The organism is Shewanella aestuarii (assembly GCF_011765625.1).
Lineage (GTDB): Bacteria > Pseudomonadota > Gammaproteobacteria > Enterobacterales > Shewanellaceae > Shewanella > Shewanella aestuarii_A.
Map to the genome: position 1 here is coordinate 1,889,030 of NZ_CP050313.1, position 18,873 is coordinate 1,907,902.

Below are 18,873 nucleotides of genomic sequence, written 5' to 3' on the forward strand. Positions count from 1 at the left end.
TCGACATGATTGAACTCGCCTACTACTGGATATTATTCAATGGAAATAAAAGTTAACTTTCTTGAAAACCTCAGACTTGAAGCCAAGTTTGATGACTTTACTGTGACAGCAGATCAACCTATCCGTTATAAAGGTGATGGTTCTGCACCCAGTCCTTTTGATTACTTTTTAGCGTCATCAGCGCTTTGCGCAGCCTATTTTATTAAGGTGTATTGTAAAGCGCGTGATATTCCAACTGAAAATATTCGTTTGTCACAAAACAATATTGTTGATCCTGAAGATCGTTACAACCAAATTTTTCAAATACAAGTTGAATTACCGGAAGACATTTCTGATAAAGACAAACAGGGCATTTTACGTTCAATAGACCGTTGCACCGTAAAAAAAGTGGTACAGACTGGCCCTGAATTTAAAATTGAAACCGTTGATAATTTAGCCGCTGACGCCAATGCAATGCTTATGGGGCAGCCTGATAGTCATGCTAGCACATTCATTTTAGGTAAAGATTTACCGCTTGAGCAGACAATAGCCAATATGACAGGCATGTTAGCTGATTTAGGCATGAAAATTGAGATATCCTCATGGCGCAACATCGTACCGAATGTGTGGTCACTACATATCCGTGATGCCGCATCACCTATGTGTTTTACTAATGGCAAAGGTGCGACTAAAGAAAGCGCGCTTTGTTCAGCGTTAGGAGAGTTTATAGAACGTTTAAATTGTAATTTCTTTTATAACGATCAATTTTTTGGCGATGAGATTGCTAACAGCGAATTTGTTCATTACCCGAATGAAAAATGGTTTGAACTGGAAGATGATGATTCATTACCAACAGGAATTTTGGATGAGTATTGCCTAGAAATATACAATCCAGATGGAGAACTGTGTGGCTCACACTTAATCGATACTAACTCAGGTAATATTGAGCGCGGTATTTGTACTATCCCGTATGTTCGTCAGTCTGATGGTGAAACGGTTTATATTCCGTCTAACTTGATTGAAAACTTATTTTTAAGCAACGGCATGAGTGCGGGTAATAACCTTGAAGAAGCCAAGGTGCAATGTTTATCAGAAATCTTTGAACGTGCAGTTAAACGCCAAATTATTGAGCAAGAACTGGTTCTGCCAGATGTGCCAATGACAGTGCTTGAGAAATTCCCGAATATTTTAGCGGGTATCCAAGGTCTAGAAGCTCAAGGCTTCCCTGTTGTTGTTAAAGATGCTTCTTTAGGTGGCCAATTCCCAGTAATGTGTGTCACCTTGATGAACCCAAGAACCGGCGGTGTATTTGCTTCTTTTGGTGCTCATCCAAGTTTTGAGGTGGCTTTAGAGCGCAGTTTAACGGAATTACTACAAGGGCGAAGTTTTGAAGGTTTAAATGACGTGCCTAAGCCAACCTTTAACAGCATGACAGTTACCGAGCCGGAAAACTTTGTGGAACACTTTATCGATTCAACAGGGGTGATCTCTTGGCGTTTCTTTAGTAGCAAAGCCGACTACGAGTTTTGTGAGTGGGATTTTTCGGGCACAAGTGAACAAGAAGCTGCCAGCTTATTTGGCATTTTGGAAACCATGGGCAAAGAAGTATATGTGGCAGAGTTTACTGGTTTAGGTGCCTCAGTTTGCCGTATTTTAGTACCTGAATATTCTGAAGTGTATCCTGTTGATGATTTGATTTGGGATAACACTAATAAAGCCTTAGATTATCGTGAAGACATTTTAAATCTGCATTCTTTATCAGATGATGAACTCGCTGATTTGGTTGAGCGTTTAGAAGAAAGTCAGCTTGATAATTACACAGATATCAAAACGTTAATTGGCATTGTATTTGATGACAATACAGTTTGGGGTCAGTTAACCATCATTGAATTGAAAATTTTAATCTACCTTGCTTTAGGTCAGTTAGAAGATGCTGTCGATTTGGTTGATGCCTACTTGCAATACAATGACAACACAGTACAACGTGGATTATTTTACCAAGCAGTTAGCGCAGTTTTAGAAGTCACCTTAGATGAAGATTTAGCACTCGAACATTTCATGACTAATTTTAGCCGGATGTTTGGCGAAGAAGTGATTAACGCAGCTGTAGGCTCTGTATCAGGTAATGTTAGGTTTTATGGTTTGACTAAAACCAGTACTAAACTTGAGGGTATTGAACCGCATTTACGCTTGATTGAAAGTTATAAAAAGCTTCATCATGCTCGCGCAAAAGCAGTTGTATAAAGGCGTTATACCGTCATTAAATAAACCCAAGCCCATCAATTTGATGGGCTTGGAGTATTGATATTGTTTAATTTATAACTGTGCCAGTATCGGCAAGATCTTACTCACTTTATCAAAGCTTTCTTGATATTCAGCTTCAGCATTTGAATCAGCCACAACACCGCCACCAGCCCAGCAAAATATTTTATTATTTTCAGTGACCAGGGTGCGAATTGTAATGCTGGTATCCATTTTTCCATCTTGACTGATATAACCAATACTCCCGCAATACATGTTACGCCTTGACGGTTCAAGCTGCTCAATAATTTGCATTGCACGTACTTTAGGCGCACCAGTAATCGATCCACCAGGAAAAGCAGCTTTAAGTAAATCGGTGGCACAATAGCTATCCGCTAATATCGCAGTCACAGTACTGACTAAATGATGCACAGCTGGAAAGCTTTCTATGGCAAATAGTGTTGGCACGTTAACGCTACCCGCAGCTGCGACTTTACCTATGTCGTTTCTTAATAGATCGACAATCATCACATTCTCAGCGCGATCTTTTTCTGATGACTGTAATTTCAACGCTTGTTGCTTGTCGTCGATTTCATTGCTTAGCCGAGGCAGTGTGCCTTTTATGGGTTTGGTTTGTATAAGCCGATCATCTAACTGAATAAATCGCTCGGGCGATATAGATAATATGCAATGCTCAGGCAAGCGAATAAATGCGGAAAAGGGCGCTTGATTATGAGCTGACAAAGCACAATATGCTTGCCATTCATCACCTGTATACTGGGCTTCAAAACGCTGGGTTAAATTGATTTGATAACAGTCACCACTCAACAAATATTGCTGAACTTGATTAAACTTGGATACATAGTCTTCCTTAGTCGTTTGATTATGCCAATCTGTTAGTAGCGTAAATTTAGTTTTTGGTTTAGTAATTCCAGCAATTTTTAATTTTGTTTGAATATGATTGAATGTATTCTGATGTGCATCTTTACTGCCTAAAAAGCAATGAAACCAGCACTTTTTACTGTAATCAAAAACAAAAGACTCATCGTAAAAGCCAATGTTTATTTCATTGAGATGAATATCATTCATCGCAGATTCAGCCAATTTTTCTATACTGCGGCCTAAGTCATACCCAAATGCACCAAGAGCTCCGGCACTAAATGGCAATGAACAAGCATGTTGTTGAGGATAAAGTTGTTGCTGGCAAAATTTGAGCGCATCAAAGGCAATGTGGGTGTGCTGAGTTAGATACTGTTTGATGGTGCGAGTTAGTTCTGGCGGGAGATGATTCGACTCGAATTGTGGATTAATGCCATGACCAACTAACGTGGCAACAGGCTTGCAAACCATGATGTCAAATTGTGCATCTTGATGAGAAGCATTGGCCGAGTCAAGTAACATTGCCCAAGGTTCATCTGAAATTAGAGCAAATAAATCATGTGGTGATAATGACCAATCTAATGGGGTAACTGTCAGTGTGTTGTCACTGCGATAGTTCATCAATTAACCTTAATCTCAAAATGTGCGGTAGCCCAAAAAGGATGGAAAGAGTATCATATCGGCTACTAAAGGATTCAAATTAGTTATTTTACATAACATTAAATAAAAACGATAAACAAGTTAGGCTGGAGCGCCCCATTATGTCTATGAACATCGAGACTTCCTCTACACCTGTTGTAATCAAACAGGCCGATTTTATTGAAAGTATTGCTGATTCTCTACAATATATTTCGTATTACCACCCAAAAGATTTCGTTGATGCTATGTATAAAGCCTATCAACGTGAAGAAAGTGCAGCGGCCAAAGATGCTATTGCACAAATCTTAATTAACTCACGTATGTCTGCTGAAGGTAAACGTCCTTTATGTCAAGACACGGGTATTGTTACCACGTTTGTTAAAATTGGTATGAATGTCAGTTGGGATAAAACCGATATGACAGTACAGCAAATGGTTGATGAAGGTGTTCGCCGTGCTTACATCAATCCAGACAACCCATTACGGGCGTCAATTGTTGCCGATCCTGCTGGGGCGCGCAAAAACACTCGTGACAATACGCCATCTGTTGTACACATTGATATGGTTGCGGGTAATCAAGTTGAAGTGATGATTGCTGCCAAAGGTGGCGGGTCTGAAAACAAATCTAAAATGGCGATGTTAAATCCTTCTGATGATATTGCGGCATGGGTTGAAAAAACCTTACCGACTATGGGGGCAGGTTGGTGCCCACCTGGCATGTTAGGCATAGGTATTGGTGGAACAGCGGAAAAAGCTGCCGTGATGGCAAAAGAGTCATTAATGGATCCGGTTGATATTCATGACTTGATTGAGAAAGGCGCACAAACTGCAGAAGAAATACTTCGTTTAGATATTTTTGAACGAGCTAATAACTTAGGCATAGGTGCACAAGGATTAGGTGGCTTAACCACAGTGTTAGACATCAAAATTAAATCGGCCCCAACTCATGCGGCATCAAAGCCGGTGGTCATGATCCCAAATTGTGCCGCCACCCGCCATGTACATTTCCATCTTGATGGCAAGGGTCCTGCACAATTAACCCCACCGTCGTTAGCCGATTGGCCTGAAATTACCCGTGAAGCAGGTGAAAACACACACCGTGTTAATTTAGATACCGTTACCCAAGCTGAAATTGAAACCTGGAAAAGCGGTGATACCTTGTTACTAAATGGCAAAATGCTGACGGGTCGTGATGCTGCGCACAAGCGCATTCAAACACTACTTGATTCAGGAGAAGGTTTGCCTGAGGGTGTTGATTTTACAGGTAAGTTTATTTACTACGTTGGCCCGGTTGATCCGGTTGGCGATGAAGTTGTTGGTCCTGCAGGCCCAACAACAGCAACCCGTATGGATAAGTTTACTGACATGATGTTAGAAAAAACGGGTTTAATGGGCATGATTGGCAAATCAGAACGTGGACCACAAACCGTTGAATCTATCAAAAAGCACAAAGCAGTTTATCTAATGGCAGTTGGCGGTGCAGCGTATCTTGTTTCAAAAGCCATTAAAAAATCGCGTGTTGTGGCTTTTGAAGATTTAGGCATGGAAGCCATTTACGAGTTTGAAGTACAAGATATGCCTGTAACAGTGGCGGTTGATTCAAATGGTGTTAATGCCCATGAAACGGGGCCAGCTATTTGGAAAATTAATATTGCCAAGAATAAAGTTTAGTCAGTGCGTTTTTGCATAATTACTAGATAGCACGAAAATACCGCGCTCAGGTTTGCCTTTTAGTTTATTAGGGTTGCCTGAGCGTTTTGTATTAGATAGGCTGCTTAACGCTTACAAACAACAATTCAAGAGAATATCAATAATATGAAAACGTCTTCTGTATTATTTGCATTGGTTGCCGCAGGAATGGCATCTTCAGTGTATAGTGCTGAACCCTTTAACGTTCAGCATTTAGTCAATATGAATAAGCTGCATTCCACCGCAGTTTCCAGCGATGGCAATACCTTGGTTTATGGTGTCAAAGTGATTGACGACAAAGGTGAGGCTAGCTCTGATCTATATACCTTAGATTTAACCAATAAAAATGCCACTCCACGTCAATTAACTTCAGCTTCTGGTACTGAACATGATGTCAGTTTTAGTGCCGATAATAAAAGTATTTACTTTTTAGCTGCCCGTAATGGTAGTAGCCAATTATATCAACTTGCTCTAAATGGCGGTGAAGCGGTTCAAGTCAGTGATTTACCGCTCGATGTGAATGGCTACAAACTATCGCAAGACGGCAAGCAAGTGGTTATGACCATGCGCGTATTTCCTGAGTGTAATGATCTCGCTTGTTCAAAAGAAAAATTCCAAGCGGAAAAAGATCGTAAAACTACTGGCCGCGAATACAAGCAATTAATGGTACGTCATTGGGATACATGGGAAGATCATGCTCGAAATCATCTGTTTGTGGCGAACCTCAATGGGCAAAAGATTACCAATGCAGTTAATGTCACTGCAGGGCGTGATACAGAAACGCCACCAAAGCCATTTTCGGGTATGGAAGAAGTGACTTTTACCCCTGATGGTAAGCACATTGTTTATAGTGCCAAAGCGCCTAGCAATGATCAGTCTTGGACAACCAACTATGATTTATGGCAAGTTCCTGTCAGCGGCGGTGAAACCATCAATCTTACTGAAGACAACAAAGCATGGGATGCACAGCCAACATATTCAGCTGACGGCCGTTATTTAGCCTATCTTGCTATGACGAAACCTGGCTTTGAAGCAGACAGATACCGCATTATGCTTCGCGACAATGTCACAGGCCAAGAAAAAGAAGTCGCACCACTGTGGGATAGAAGTCCACACTCGTTAACCTTCAGCGCAGATGGCAGAACCTTATATGTTGGCGCTCAAGATGTTGGTCAAGTGTCAATCTTTGAAGTCAATACTCAGTTTGGCGATGTTCGTCCAATCTACAACAATGGTAGCAATAGCTTAGTTGCGGTAACCCCTAACAAGATTATCTTCAAAAACGCTTCATTAGTTGAGCCAGGGGATTTGTATTCAGTTACCTTAGAAGGTGAAAACTTAACCCGTTTGACTGAAGTAAATAAAGATAAACTGGCAAAGATCAAATTTGGCGATTTTGAGCAGTTTAAGTTTAAGGGGTGGAATGATGAAACTGTTCACGGCTATTGGATCAAGCCTGCAAATTTCAAAGAAGGTGAAAAATATCCCATTGCCTACCTAGTACATGGTGGTCCTCAAGGTTCATTTGGCAACTCGTTTAGTGGTCGCTGGAATGCGCAATTGTGGGCTGGGGCCGGTTATGGCGTTGTTATGGTCGATTTTCATGGTTCAACCGGTTATGGCCAAGCATTTACCGATTCAATCAGCAAAGATTGGGGTGGTAAGCCGCTAGAAGATTTAAAAAAAGGCATGGCGGCAGTGACTGAGCAACAACCATGGTTAGACGCAAACAATGCGTGTGCATTAGGTGGCTCTTACGGTGGTTACATGATGAACTGGATCCAAGGTCATTGGAATGATGGCTTTAAGTGTTTGATTAACCATGCTGGTTTGTTTGATATGCGTTCTATGTATTACGTCACAGAAGAGTTATGGTTCCCTGAATATGAATTCGGTGGTACATATAATGACAACAAAGACTTATACGAGAAGTTTAACCCTGTTAATTACGTTGAAAATTGGCAGACTCCGATGTTAGTTATTCATGGAGAAAAAGATTTCCGCGTACCTTATGGGCAAGGTCTTGCAGCGTTTAGCTTTATGCAGCGTAAAGGTATCCCGTCAGAGTTATTAATGTTCCCTGATGAAAATCATTGGATTTTGAATCAAGATAACTTGCAACAGTGGTATAAGAATGTATTTGGTTGGATGGATCGCTGGACAGCAAAATAATCGAGTACTGTAATAACAAAAAGTGATGTAGGCAACTACATCACTTTTTTGTTTCTACGCGGTTTTTTTATTGAGATACTCGAAACAATGATACTCAGGAATGGCAATTTGAGATGATTTGTTAGGCTTGGTAATCCATAAATAATAAGTCATTCTTCTACGCGAACTACTAAATTTACGACTATTATTTTTCTGGCTGACTCTATTACGTAGTGCCATACAAATCCTTTAGTAATTTTGATTACAAAAATTTGAAAAACAAGTTCATATTATAGCGTAATTTGTCAGCTAAATCACAAAAAAGCGTCACTTAAATTTCATTTAATTACACAATGTGACTATTATTTATTGTTATTTAGTGTAAGTGAGTGTTTGGTGTACGATGTTTGATCGTCGTATTTGTTTATATGTAGCTTAATTACGCAATGACAGAGCGTGCATATGAGGTCCTTAACATCAACAAGTGATAAGTATTTCTAATCTTAAAGGCACTAAAATAGATAAAAAAACTCATTACCTAAAAAGTCAAACTTACATTAAAGTAGCGCTCTTTTTTATATCAAACCACATAATCTATTTTTGAGGATAACTAATTGGATTACATGCTCTATATCAAGTTCTTTTTAGGACTGATTGCCATTATCAACCCTGTTGGGTTGTTGCCGGTGTTTGTGGGGTTGACCAGTCATCAAACCGAAATAGAAAGGGCACATACTAACAAAGTAGCAAACTTTGCCGTTGTGGTTATTTTGTTAGTCACTATTATTGCTGGTCAGCATATTCTGAATATGTTCAGTATTTCATTATCTGCTTTTAGAATTGCTGGTGGCAGTTTGATATGTATTATTGCCATGTCGATGCTGCAAGGTAAGATCAGTGAAGTTAAACGTAATCAAGAAGAAGATCGTGAATCTTCAGCAATGGAATCGGTTGCGGTTGTTCCTTTGGCTTTACCTCTAATGGCTGGGCCTGGTGCAATTAGTTCGGTAATTGTGTTTGCTGCGGAACATAACACTCTAATCGATTTTGTTTCTATGTTTGCCACTGTAATCATTTTTGGTTTATTAAGTTGGGCCTTATTCAATATGGCACCAGTCATTTTTAAGTTACTTGGAAAGACCGGAATTAACGTTATTACCCGTTTAATGGGGCTATTAATGCTATCACTAGGGATTGAGATTATTGCTGCAGGCATCAAAGGGCTGTTCCCGAATCTACTAGGATAAAGATAGATTTGCACAGCAATTGTGCAAACACTTGATAGGTTTGTTTTTTCACTTGACCACCTATGCCCATTTGCGTAAAGTAGCGCCCGCAGAGTTGATGACTCTATAATCAATCTATTGGTGACGTGTCCGAGTGGCTGAAGGAGCACGCCTGGAAAGTGTGTAAAGGGCAACCTTTCGAGAGTTCGAATCTCTCCGTCACCGCCATTTTAAAAAAAGACGTCTTCGGACGTCTTTTTGCTATCTGATTTTTCCCTACAATGAATCAAATTTGTATCTATCCCTTGTTTGGTTAACTATATTGCCAGTAGTTATTTAAGCTATATAGGACTCATTATGCTGCGAACTTTTAATACCGAAGATGCCAGCCAAATATTTGTAGGGGCGTTTGCGTTAGCCGTACCAATTGCTTTTTCAGAAGAAGCATGGCGTTTGGGTGCCACGCTTCCTACTATCAATTTATTGATGTTATTCGGTTTGTCAGTACTTTTTCTCGCTATTTATAGTTACCAAAGTGTGTTTCAAAAAAATATCCGCACTCGTAAATGGAGTTTTATTTTTCGTTTGATTATTGCTTACGTTATTACTGCGTTAGTGGTGGCGTTAGTTTTACTTTGTTTAGATAAGTTACCATTATTTTCAGAACCTTTGCTGTCTTTTAAACGTATTATCGTCATCGCTATGCCGGCATCGATGGGAGCGATTGTGGTGGATAGTTTTGACAAAGAATGATTAAACACATCTTTGGTTAGCAATTTGATTTATAATAACCACAATTTTGTTTGTTCGAGTTTTTATTATGTCGTTTGATTCACTGGGTCTTAATCTTGCTATTGTTCAAAATCTTGTTGCTGTTGGCTATCAACAGCCAACACCTATCCAACAGCAAGCGATTCCTTTAATTTTAAATGGTAAAAATGTCATTGCTGCTGCGCAAACAGGAACAGGTAAAACCGCAAGCTTTGTGTTGCCAATATTAAACAAGCTGGCGAGTGGCGAAACTCAGCGTAAAAAGCGTATGCGGGCATTGATTTTAGCACCTACCCGTGAGCTGGCTTCTCAGGTTCAGCAAAATATTGAACGATATGCTACAGGACTAAACCTTAAATCGATGGCAATGTATGGCGGCGTTGATAGTGCGCCACAGAAAAAAGCATTAATTGAGGGGATTGATATTGTCGTGGCTACGCCGGGAAGGTTACTTGATCTTTATACCCAACGAGCGCTGCATTTTGATGAACTCGAAGTGTTAGTTTTAGATGAAGCCGATCGCATGCTTGATATGGGATTTATTGAAGACATTAATAAGATTCTAGAAAAGCTACCAGAAGCTCGTCAAAATTTGCTTTTTTCAGCAACCTTATCAAATCAAGTAAGAGTTTTAGCAAAAACTGCGGTACGTAATGCCGTTGAGATTACCTTAAACAAGCAAGCGTCTAGTAAGCCACAAATTGAACAGTGGATCACCACGGTAGACAAAGATAGAAAATCTGCTCTATTAAGCCATTTGATCAACGAAAATAATTGGTCGCAAGCGCTTATTTTTATCGAAACCAAACAAGGTGCAGCAAAGTTAGTTAGTCAATTAGACAAACGGGGTATTACTGCAGATTGTATTCATGGTGGTCGTAGCCAAGCGGTGCGCGAACAATTATTACATGACTTTAAGCTAGGTAATATACAGTTTTTAATTGCCACAGGGGTTGCTGCCCGTGGGATTGATATTGATGATTTACCCATAGTCATAAATTACGACTTACCGTTTCCTGCTGATGATTATATACACCGTATTGGACGAACTGGCCGAGCGGGCGCTACTGGCTTAGCGATTTCTTTAGTCTCTAAAGATGATTTCAAAAATTTGTGCATGATTGAAAGCCGATTAGGTCATTTGCTTGAGCGTAAAGAGATTGAAGGATTTGAGCCTAAAAAACCTATTCCAATTTCTGTGTTGAATTTTGTCCCTAAAGCCAGAAGGCATAAAGACAATGATAAGCAACAAGACAAACCTACATTAAGCCAAGGAAAACCTCAGGTGAGGGGGATCGTCGTTCGATAAAATCAGATGAAAGTCGTCATCAAGACTCACGAGCTTCTCGTCATGGAAAAACTCAGCATTTAACTCCGTTACCACCCAATCCATGGAACTTACCTAAATAGGTTTGGTTGGTAAAGTGGAATATTAGAAAGGCGATCTTCGGATCGTCTTTTTTTGTTGATAATTTTTCAACATTAAACGCCAAATTAAAAAACTCACCTAAATAGTGTGACAAAACGTGTCTAAGACATAAAAGCTACTGCAACTATAATCCGAAAGTGGTTAACTATCTTAATATGGCTTTCAGCCAAGTTTTTGTGTCATTTATGATAAAAATATAGGAATAATAATGAAAAAAGCCCTTATATCGCTTTCAATAGCACTGGCATTAACCGGTATGGTGGGTTGTCAGTCAAGCCCACAACAAGTCAACCAGCAAGCAGATCAATTTACTACCCAGATATCTTTCGAACAGTTTTCAACACAGTTTATTGATGATTTATGGCAATTGTCACCTACATGGGCCATGTATAACGGTAAACACATCAATGATGGTTATTTAGAAATCCCTAATCAAGCTAACCGTGACAAAACCCTCGCTTTTATCAATACACAACGGGGATGGCTAAAAACTTTTAATCAACAGACATTATCTGCAAGTAATTTAATTGATTATCAGTTGATTAATAACCTTTTAAATAAACTAGATTGGCAAATCACCACGTTTAAGTCATGGCAATGGGATCCATCAAACTACAACGTAGCAGGGGGATTTGCGCAAATTATTAATGAAGATTTTGCACCCTTAGATCAGCGTTTAGCATCAGTTGTTGCTCGTTTAGAAAACGTACCAGCATATTACCAAGCAGCAAGAGACAATATAAACGATCCCACTTTGACCCATACCCAATTAGCCATTCAACAAAACCGTGGCGCTTTTTCCGTATTGAACGATGAGCTTGTACAAAAAGTTAATGATTCAGGTTTATCAAACGAACAAAAGGCATTATTTCAACAAAGATTTACATCAGCAATCAAGGCGATAAACGAACATATTGACTGGCTACTCGCGTTAGAAACCAAGCTAAAAGCAGAAGGCTCACGTGATTTTAGAATTGGCGCGGAGCTTTACGAACAGAAGTTTGCTTTAGATATTCAAGCAGGCATGACGGCAAAGCAGTTATTTGAAAAAGCGGTGGCAGATAAAAACCGAGTTCAAGCGGAAATGGCCAAAATAACAGCCACGATTTGGTCAAAGTACTTTGATATTCCAAAACCTACCGATGACAAAAAAGCCATTAGACTACTTATTGATAAACTTTCAGCTAAACATGTCAAACGTGATGAGTTTGTCGAGGAAGTGCGCAAACAAATACCTGAACTCATCAAATTTGTTAACGATAAAAATCTGATCACTTTAGATCTTAATAAGCCGTTAGTGGTTCGTGAAACTCCTGAATATATGCGTGGATTCGCAGGGGCATCCATCAGTGCGCCAGGCCCTTATGATAAAGGCGGCAATACCTATTATAACGTGACGCCACTTGATCATATGAGTAATGAATCAGCTGAGAGTTACTTACGTGAATATAATCATTGGATACTTCAAGTTCTTAATATCCATGAAGCAATACCAGGGCATTACACTCAACTGGTCTATGCCAATGAATCTCCAAGTTTGGTTAAAAGCTTATTTGGCAATGGCGCGATGATAGAAGGTTGGGCGGTTTATACGGAACGTATGATGCTGGAAGAAGGCTATGGAAACTTTGAACCCGAAATGTGGCTGATGTATTACAAATGGAACTTACGTGTTATTGCCAACACTATTTTAGATTACAGCATTCAAGTTAATGGTATGGGTGAAGAAGAAGCCATTGCTTTAATGGAAAACGAAGCATTTCAACAACGAGCAGAAGCTGAGGGTAAGTGGCGACGTGCGACCCTAAGCCAAGTGCAGCTAACCAGTTATTATTCTGGTTATCGGGAAATATACGATTTACGTGAAGAATTAAAACTTAAGCAGGGTGAAGCCTTTAACTTGAAACAGTTTCATGAGCAATTTTTGAGTTATGGCAGCGCACCTGTGAAATACATTAAACAACTGATGAATTAATATTTGTAGAATATCGAAAAATTAGCCTGAACTTTCAGGCTTTTTTTTAGCATTTTATTGGCATTAACAAAACTTCATGTTAATCTTAATGCAAATAATTATCATTTGGATGATAAGTGGCAGTGGAACAAATATTATTAATTGATAAAAACCTTGAGCACCAGTTTAGCGAACAACTTGTAGAGGTTGGATTTAATATCTATAAGGTAGACAATGCCTTAATGGCAATGAATCAGTTAAAAGAAAATACCTTTCAAGCAATCTTATTAGATTTATCGATTCCTAGATTAGATTCATTTACCTTCTTAATGGCTAAAAAGTGCACCACACCGATTATCGCCTTAGCCGATAAAGACACCCTGTTAGAACGTTTAAATGCGTTTGAACTAGGGGTAGATGATTACCTGTCAAAACCTCATGACTTACGTGAATTACAACTGCGATTAAAGGTAATTAAAAGACACACCTCAAGACAACAACCTTTGCAGCAATCGATTAATATTGAGTTTGACGATGAACAATTCAAACTTTATTTTCAAGAAACTCAAATAGAGCTGACTCATACTGAATTTCGCCTTTTCAAATACCTTTATGATAGGCAACCGACGGTTGTGACGAAAGCCGAGTTGCAACAACGAGTACTGCATAAGAGTTTAGGTAAGTTTGATCGCAACCTTGATATGCATATCAGCAATACTAGGCGTAAATTAGCACAAGGTAATTTACCTCGAGAATTAATCAATACCGTTAGAGGGAAAGGTTACAGCATTTGCTTTTAACCCATCGAAAGCTTTTACGGTTCACTCTACTTGCTGCATTTGGTAAGCTATGCCGATAAAAACGGTCAGTGAAATAACTCGACCCTATGCGATAGCAACTTACTTGAAAGGATTACCTATGCGGATCAGTGCAAATTTTGATGGCGGCAATATTGAAGTCATTAACATAGACAAACACGATGATATACAGTTAGCTATCAGACCTGATTTTGGCGGCGAGTTTTATCAATGGTTTAACTTTCGATTTGAAGGCGAAGTTGGGCAAACATATAGCTTAAATATCACCAATGCGGGTCAAGCTTCCTACCCTAAAGGTTGGGAAGATTATCAAGCGGTTGCAAGTTATGATCGCCAATCTTGGTTTCGCCTACCAACCCAATATCAAGATGGAAAATTAACCATTCAAGTAGACCTCGATTGTGAAGCTATCCAAATAGCTTATTTCGCCCCTTATAGTTATGAACGTCATTTAGATTTAATCAGTGAAGTGCAAATGCACCCTGCTGTTAACCTTGAACATTTAGGGTTAACACTTGATGGCCGTGATATGACATTACTCAAAATTGGTGATGGTGACCAAGAAAAGAAAAACATTTGGATCACAGCGCGTCAGCATCCTGGTGAAACCATGGCCGAATGGTTAGTTGAAGGTTTGCTTAATCAACTATTAGATAGCGATAATCCAACATCAAAAGCATTATTAGATAAAGCTAACTTTTATATCGTGCCCAACATGAACCCTGATGGCAGTGCTCGTGGACATCTTCGCACTAATGCCGTTGGTACCAACTTAAATCGTGAATGGCAAAACCCAAGCTTAGAAAAGAGCCCAGAGGTTTATTATGTTGTTAATAAGATGCACCAAACAGGTGTAGATTTGTTTTATGACGTACATGGTGATGAAGGTTTACCTTACGTATTTTTGGCTGGTTGTGAAGGTGTACCAAACTACACCGACAAAATGGCACAATTACAAGCTAAGTTTGTTAGTGCTCTTCAGTTGGCCAGTGCCGATTTTCAAACTGAATTTGGATATGAAAAGGACCAACCGGGCCAAGCGAACTTAACTGTTGGTTCAAACTGGGTTGCCAATACCTTCCAGTGTTTATCAAATACACTTGAAATGCCATTTAAAGACAATGCCAATTTGGCTGATCCATTTTTAGGTTGGTCACCTGAGCGCAGTATTTATCTTGGCGAAGCATCGTTAATTGCGATGTTAGCTGTAGTGGATGATCTCTAAGCTAATTTTTAAGGTATTTAATTACGTAAGGTAATAAACAAAGGTTTTTGTTATGGCATTAGTCGCTTGTCCCAAGTGTCAAAAAAGAATTTCCAGTCAAGCCAAGCAATGCATGCATTGTCAGGCTGACTTGTCTGGTAATACTGAATCACTAATGAAAATTAGTCATATACAACAATCGAATAAACTGATGAATCAGAGTCTAATCTTTTTAACTCTTTTTATTGGTGGCGCCATTGCCTGGTTTTGGGGGGTGAACAAGCACAAGGCATTCAAGCTTATATTGCAATAAGTTGTTTTGTGATTGGGTTTATTGGTTATTTGATCGCGCGAGTGCGCATTGTGCTACATAAACGGAAGTCGGTATGAATGATATCAATAAAGTCATTGATGAAATGCCAGAAGAAGTTTACCAGCGTTTAGTGTCAGCCACTGAATTAGGTAAATGGGAAGATGGCACTGTGTTATCTGAAGCTCAACGTGAGTCAACTCTACAAGTGATTATGCTTTATCAAGCCCGTAAGCTTGAACAAACTGACCACTTTACGATTGGGCCTGGCGGTAAAATTAATGAGCTGTCCAAATCTGAGCTTAAAAAGCAATTTAAAGGCGAATCGATTGCTGAGTTTAAAGAAGCCGATATTTAAGGCGATTTAACTTTTTCTATTGTTTCGATTGAACATAAAAAAACTCGCACTGATTGCGAGTTTTTTATGTTCAATCGAATGGTAATAAAGACTAGTCGATAGACAATTCACCAACTAAATCTTGCTGCATTTTTTGTTTTACTTCAGCAGGAGATAAGTCAATAGACAATAAATAATGTAACTTGGCTAAAGCGGCTTCAATGGTCATATCGACACCACTTATCACCCCGGCTTTAGCTAACGCATTACCTGTTGCATACCCACCCATATTGACTTTCCCTTGAAAACATTGAGTTAAATTAACTAGCACTATGCCTCGCTGATCTGCTTGTTTTAATGCATTCAATAATTGTGGGTCTTGAGGTGCGTTACCAACGCCAAAAGTCAGTAAAATAAGCGCTTTAACCGGTTGCTGAAGAATATTTTCAAATATCTGTGTAGATATGCCAGGGTAGAGAGTAACCACACCAATAGGTTGAGGTTTGATATCGACCACTTGTAATGGGGCATTCGTAGGTATGCTGATCTTACCGGCTTTGACATTGATTTTAATTCCAGCTTCTAATAAAAGTGGAAAATTTGGCGAAGCAAAAGCATCAAAGCCATCGGCGTGGGCTTTAGTTGAACGATTACCACGAAACAATTTGTTGTTAAAAAATAAGCAAACTTCAGCGACAGGGTAGTTAGCAGCGATATAAAGTGAATTTAATAAATTGGTTTGCCCATCAGAACGAAGTTGTGCCAATGGTATTTGTGAACCGGTGACTATCACTGGCTTGGATAAGCCCTGAAGCATAAACGATAGAGCCGATGCTGTGTAGGCCATGGTGTCAGTGCCATGCAGAATAACAAACCCGTCATACTGGCTGTAATTGGCTTTTATATCATCTGCTATCATTTGCCAATCGGTTGGTGCCATATTGGATGAGTCGATGAGAGGGCAATACTCATGAATCACAAATTCTGGCATTTCATCATGATAGAACTCAGGCATTGATTGTACACAATCAGTAAGAAAGCCAGATACTGGCACAAAACCATTATCAGTTTTTTGCATACCAATTGTACCGCCAGTATAGGCAACATAAATAGAACGCTTGGGCATGAGTTAACTTAGAAAAAAATGAATAATGTGTAAATTATACGAGATTTATTAAAGATCTAAAATAAAAAAGCCTGCATAGCAGGCTTAAATTAAGGATTGTGTAATTCTGTTCTAAATGGCTAATTAATATGCCATTAATAATTACACTGCTCGCAATAAAGATACATACCTTGTGGGTCATCAAATTTAGCAAAATCTTCGATCACGGCACTCCACTGTGCAAGCATGTTTTCAAGTAATGATGAGTTACGTACATTTGTTGGCATGTATTCAACACTTGCGCCGACTAAGCTTTGAATAAACTGCTGCTCTGGTGTGAGCTCTTGTTCAATCACTTTTGTATCAAATGTGTTCATACCTGCAAGCTCTGCGGCCTTGGCTATGGCTTGTTCCATGTCACCAAGCTCATCAACTAAACCTAAGGTTAATGCACGCTTACCCGTCCACACACGACCTTGAGCAATATTATCTACTTGTTCAAGTGTCATATTTCTTTCTGTCGCCACAAGGGAGATGAACTCATGATAGCCTCGTTCAATGTGGCGCTGAATAACTTGTTTTACTTGTGGATTTAAACTGCGAGCGGGTGAGAGGCCTGCCCAGTCTGATGTTGCAATACCGTCAGAGTTAACACCTAAATGGGCTAAGGCATCTTCAAACGTGGCAAACATGCCAAAAATACCAATCGATCCAGTTAATGTTGTTGGTGTGGCATAGATATAATCCGCACTGGCCGATATCCAATAGCCCCCAGATGCCGCCAAACTTCCCATGCTGACAACAACTGGTTTACCTGCAGCCTTAAGTGCTAATACTTCTTGACGAATTTGTTCAGACGCAAAGGCACTTCCACCAGGGCTATCAACACGTAATACAACGGCCTTAATTTTATCATTTAAGCGTGCTTTACGCAGAAACTCAGAGGTACTTTCTCCACCAATTTGGCCAGCAGGTTGGCTACCATTTAAAATGTTACCTTTAGCAACAACAATACCAACCGATTCCGTTTCAACAAATTGAGGTAGTGGTGCAGTGAGTGAACGATAATCTTGAAAACTAATTTGACGGAAATCTTTGCCGTCTTTATTACTACCGACTTGTTCTATCATGGCAAGACGGAATTGCTCTGCTGATACTAACTCATCAACCCAATTCATATTCATTGCCATAATGGCACTGTCACCGTTAGCCCTATCAAGTTCAGCAAGATATTGTTCAGTGTCTAATACAAGTTGTTCTGGTTTAATATTTCGATTACTTGCCACTATCGAAGAATAGCTTTGCCAGATATCACCTAACAATTCTTTACTGGCAACTTTATCTGCTTCAGACATATCATCACGAATAAAAGGTTCGACAGCAGATTTGAACGTGCCAACTCTGAATACATGAGTATTAATTTTGAGTTTTTCTAATGCTGATTTATAAAATAAACGATAACGACTAAGGCCTTCTAAACTCACCATACCTTTGCTGTTTAAGAAAATAGTATTGGCATAACTGGCCAAAAAATATTGTTCTTGGCTATATCCGTTTTCCATCGCGATAACTTGTTTGCCTTCAGCTTTAAATGCATTTAATGCATCTCCTATGGCGCTCAATTTACTAATACCTGCAGAACGAAGATTTGCAAGATTAAGCACTATACTATTAATACGTGTATCATGCGTTGCGTTTTGTATGACATACAAAATATCAGCGAGTAATATTTCCCCATCTGGATTATTGGACTCACCCTGCATAAAAGCGGCTTCAATAGGGTCGACATAGCGTTTTTGATCCACGATATGTCCAGATAAATCTAAAACCAATGCTGTTTGATTTTCTAATACGATGTCATCACCGCTTGCTGAGATAGCCACGATAATAATTGCCAACAAAGTAAAAAAGATAAAATTAACGATTAATAGTCGTATGGTGTTCACCGCCTTCCATAACCATGTGAACAATCTTTTTAAAAACGGGGGTTTAGCGGCCATTTACCACTCCTTTAACTGTCTAATGTAGTAATCCTAACTGAAAAACAGCCTAAATGGTAAATTGAATTGTAAAGGATTTTGACAATCTATCTTTTCAACGATTGAGCTTTAGGAGTCTTAGGGTTATGCTAGTTTCAATCAC

The 18,873-nt window shown here is 39.3% G+C and carries 13 protein-coding genes, 1 tRNA gene and 1 pseudogene; 12 read left to right on the forward strand and 3 right to left on the reverse strand.

The window, feature by feature from the left end; genetic code table 11:
* The first annotated feature begins 39 nt into the window (after positions 1 to 39).
* Complete coding sequence (locus HBH39_RS08550) at positions 40 to 2,223, forward strand: OsmC domain/YcaO domain-containing protein (RefSeq protein ID WP_167677376.1); 2,184 nt, start codon at positions 40 to 42, stop codon at positions 2,221 to 2,223.
* Between the two features lie 72 nt (positions 2,224 to 2,295).
* On the opposite strand, the gene pabB is transcribed toward HBH39_RS08550, so the two are convergent.
* Positions 2,296 to 3,720, reverse strand: coding sequence for an aminodeoxychorismate synthase component I (gene pabB / locus HBH39_RS08555; RefSeq protein WP_167677378.1), 1,425 nt, complete (start codon positions 3,718 to 3,720; stop codon positions 2,296 to 2,298).
* 140 nt (positions 3,721 to 3,860) lie between these two features.
* Here pabB and HBH39_RS08560 point away from each other — a divergent pair, with 140 nt between their 5' ends.
* The 11 genes and pseudogenes from HBH39_RS08560 to HBH39_RS08610 all read left to right on the forward strand — a co-directional run bounded on the left by HBH39_RS08560 (position 3,861) and on the right by HBH39_RS08610 (position 15,647).
* Positions 3,861 to 5,408, forward strand: coding sequence for a fumarate hydratase (locus tag HBH39_RS08560; RefSeq protein ID WP_432280140.1), 1,548 nt, complete (start codon positions 3,861 to 3,863; stop codon positions 5,406 to 5,408).
* Between the two features lie 144 nt (positions 5,409 to 5,552).
* Positions 5,553 to 7,598: an alpha/beta hydrolase family protein gene (locus HBH39_RS08565; protein WP_167677381.1), complete on the forward strand. Its 2,046-nt coding sequence runs from the start codon at positions 5,553 to 5,555 to the stop codon at positions 7,596 to 7,598.
* A 602-nt stretch (positions 7,599 to 8,200) separates the two neighbouring features.
* Complete coding sequence (locus HBH39_RS08570) at positions 8,201 to 8,824, forward strand: YchE family NAAT transporter (RefSeq protein ID WP_432280152.1); 624 nt, start codon at positions 8,201 to 8,203, stop codon at positions 8,822 to 8,824.
* A gap of 119 nt (positions 8,825 to 8,943) precedes the next feature.
* Positions 8,944 to 9,031: transfer RNA gene (locus HBH39_RS08575), tRNA-Ser, on the forward strand.
* Positions 9,032 to 9,160: 129 nt separating this feature from the next.
* Positions 9,161 to 9,556 (forward strand): DUF2391 family protein, encoded by a 396-nt coding sequence (locus HBH39_RS08580; RefSeq protein ID WP_167677385.1) that lies wholly within the window; start codon positions 9,161 to 9,163, stop codon positions 9,554 to 9,556.
* Between the two features lie 67 nt (positions 9,557 to 9,623).
* Positions 9,624 to 10,883, forward strand: coding sequence for a DEAD/DEAH box helicase (locus tag HBH39_RS08585; RefSeq protein WP_167677387.1), 1,260 nt, complete (start codon positions 9,624 to 9,626; stop codon positions 10,881 to 10,883).
* Positions 10,884 to 11,211: 328 nt separating this feature from the next.
* Positions 11,212 to 12,978, forward strand: coding sequence for a DUF885 domain-containing protein (locus tag HBH39_RS08590; RefSeq protein ID WP_167677389.1), 1,767 nt, complete (start codon positions 11,212 to 11,214; stop codon positions 12,976 to 12,978).
* Between the two features lie 116 nt (positions 12,979 to 13,094).
* Entirely contained in the window at positions 13,095 to 13,757 is a 663-nt protein-coding gene (locus HBH39_RS08595) for a response regulator transcription factor (RefSeq protein WP_244325765.1), read from the forward strand.
* A 118-nt stretch (positions 13,758 to 13,875) separates the two neighbouring features.
* Positions 13,876 to 15,000 (forward strand): M14 family metallopeptidase, encoded by a 1,125-nt coding sequence (locus HBH39_RS08600; protein WP_167677391.1) that lies wholly within the window; start codon positions 13,876 to 13,878, stop codon positions 14,998 to 15,000.
* A gap of 52 nt (positions 15,001 to 15,052) precedes the next feature.
* A pseudogene (locus HBH39_RS08605) lies at positions 15,053 to 15,369 on the forward strand (zinc ribbon domain-containing protein).
* A complete protein-coding gene (locus HBH39_RS08610) occupies positions 15,366 to 15,647 on the forward strand; it encodes a YeaC family protein (protein WP_167677393.1) in 282 nt (93 codons plus the stop codon). The pseudogene HBH39_RS08605 and the gene HBH39_RS08610 overlap by 4 nt, the downstream one beginning before the upstream one ends.
* Positions 15,648 to 15,738: 91 nt before the next feature.
* Here the strand turns inward: HBH39_RS08610 and ansA are convergent, their stop codons facing one another.
* The gene (gene ansA, locus HBH39_RS08615; protein WP_167677395.1) at positions 15,739 to 16,752 is read right to left on the reverse strand and encodes an asparaginase; all 1,014 of its coding nucleotides are present in this window, start codon (positions 16,750 to 16,752) and stop codon (positions 15,739 to 15,741) included.
* 134 nt (positions 16,753 to 16,886) lie between these two features.
* The gene (gene sppA / locus HBH39_RS08620; protein WP_167677397.1) at positions 16,887 to 18,731 is read right to left on the reverse strand and encodes a signal peptide peptidase SppA; all 1,845 of its coding nucleotides are present in this window, start codon (positions 18,729 to 18,731) and stop codon (positions 16,887 to 16,889) included.
* Between the last annotated feature and the right edge of the window lie 142 nt (positions 18,732 to 18,873).

What these genes read in the sequence shown, in the direction of transcription:
- HBH39_RS08570 (WP_432280152.1), top strand. Translation starts at nt 8,201, where the DNA reads ATGCTCTATATCAAGTTCTTTTTAGGACTGATTGCCATTATCAACCCT.
- HBH39_RS08565 (WP_167677381.1), top strand. Translation starts at nt 5,553, where the DNA reads ATGAAAACGTCTTCTGTATTATTTGCATTGGTTGCCGCAGGAATGGCA.
- pabB (WP_167677378.1), bottom strand. Translation starts at nt 3,720, where the DNA reads ATGAACTATCGCAGTGACAACACACTGACAGTTACCCCATTAGATTGG.
- HBH39_RS08610 (WP_167677393.1), top strand. Translation starts at nt 15,366, where the DNA reads ATGAATGATATCAATAAAGTCATTGATGAAATGCCAGAAGAAGTTTAC.
- HBH39_RS08585 (WP_167677387.1), top strand. Translation starts at nt 9,624, where the DNA reads ATGTCGTTTGATTCACTGGGTCTTAATCTTGCTATTGTTCAAAATCTT.
- HBH39_RS08550 (WP_167677376.1), top strand. Translation starts at nt 40, where the DNA reads ATGGAAATAAAAGTTAACTTTCTTGAAAACCTCAGACTTGAAGCCAAG.
- HBH39_RS08600 (WP_167677391.1), top strand. Translation starts at nt 13,876, where the DNA reads ATGCGGATCAGTGCAAATTTTGATGGCGGCAATATTGAAGTCATTAAC.
- HBH39_RS08580 (WP_167677385.1), top strand. Translation starts at nt 9,161, where the DNA reads ATGCTGCGAACTTTTAATACCGAAGATGCCAGCCAAATATTTGTAGGG.
- sppA (WP_167677397.1), bottom strand. Translation starts at nt 18,731, where the DNA reads ATGGCCGCTAAACCCCCGTTTTTAAAAAGATTGTTCACATGGTTATGG.
- HBH39_RS08560 (WP_432280140.1), top strand. Translation starts at nt 3,861, where the DNA reads ATGTCTATGAACATCGAGACTTCCTCTACACCTGTTGTAATCAAACAG.
- ansA (WP_167677395.1), bottom strand. Translation starts at nt 16,752, where the DNA reads ATGCCCAAGCGTTCTATTTATGTTGCCTATACTGGCGGTACAATTGGT.
- HBH39_RS08590 (WP_167677389.1), top strand. Translation starts at nt 11,212, where the DNA reads ATGAAAAAAGCCCTTATATCGCTTTCAATAGCACTGGCATTAACCGGT.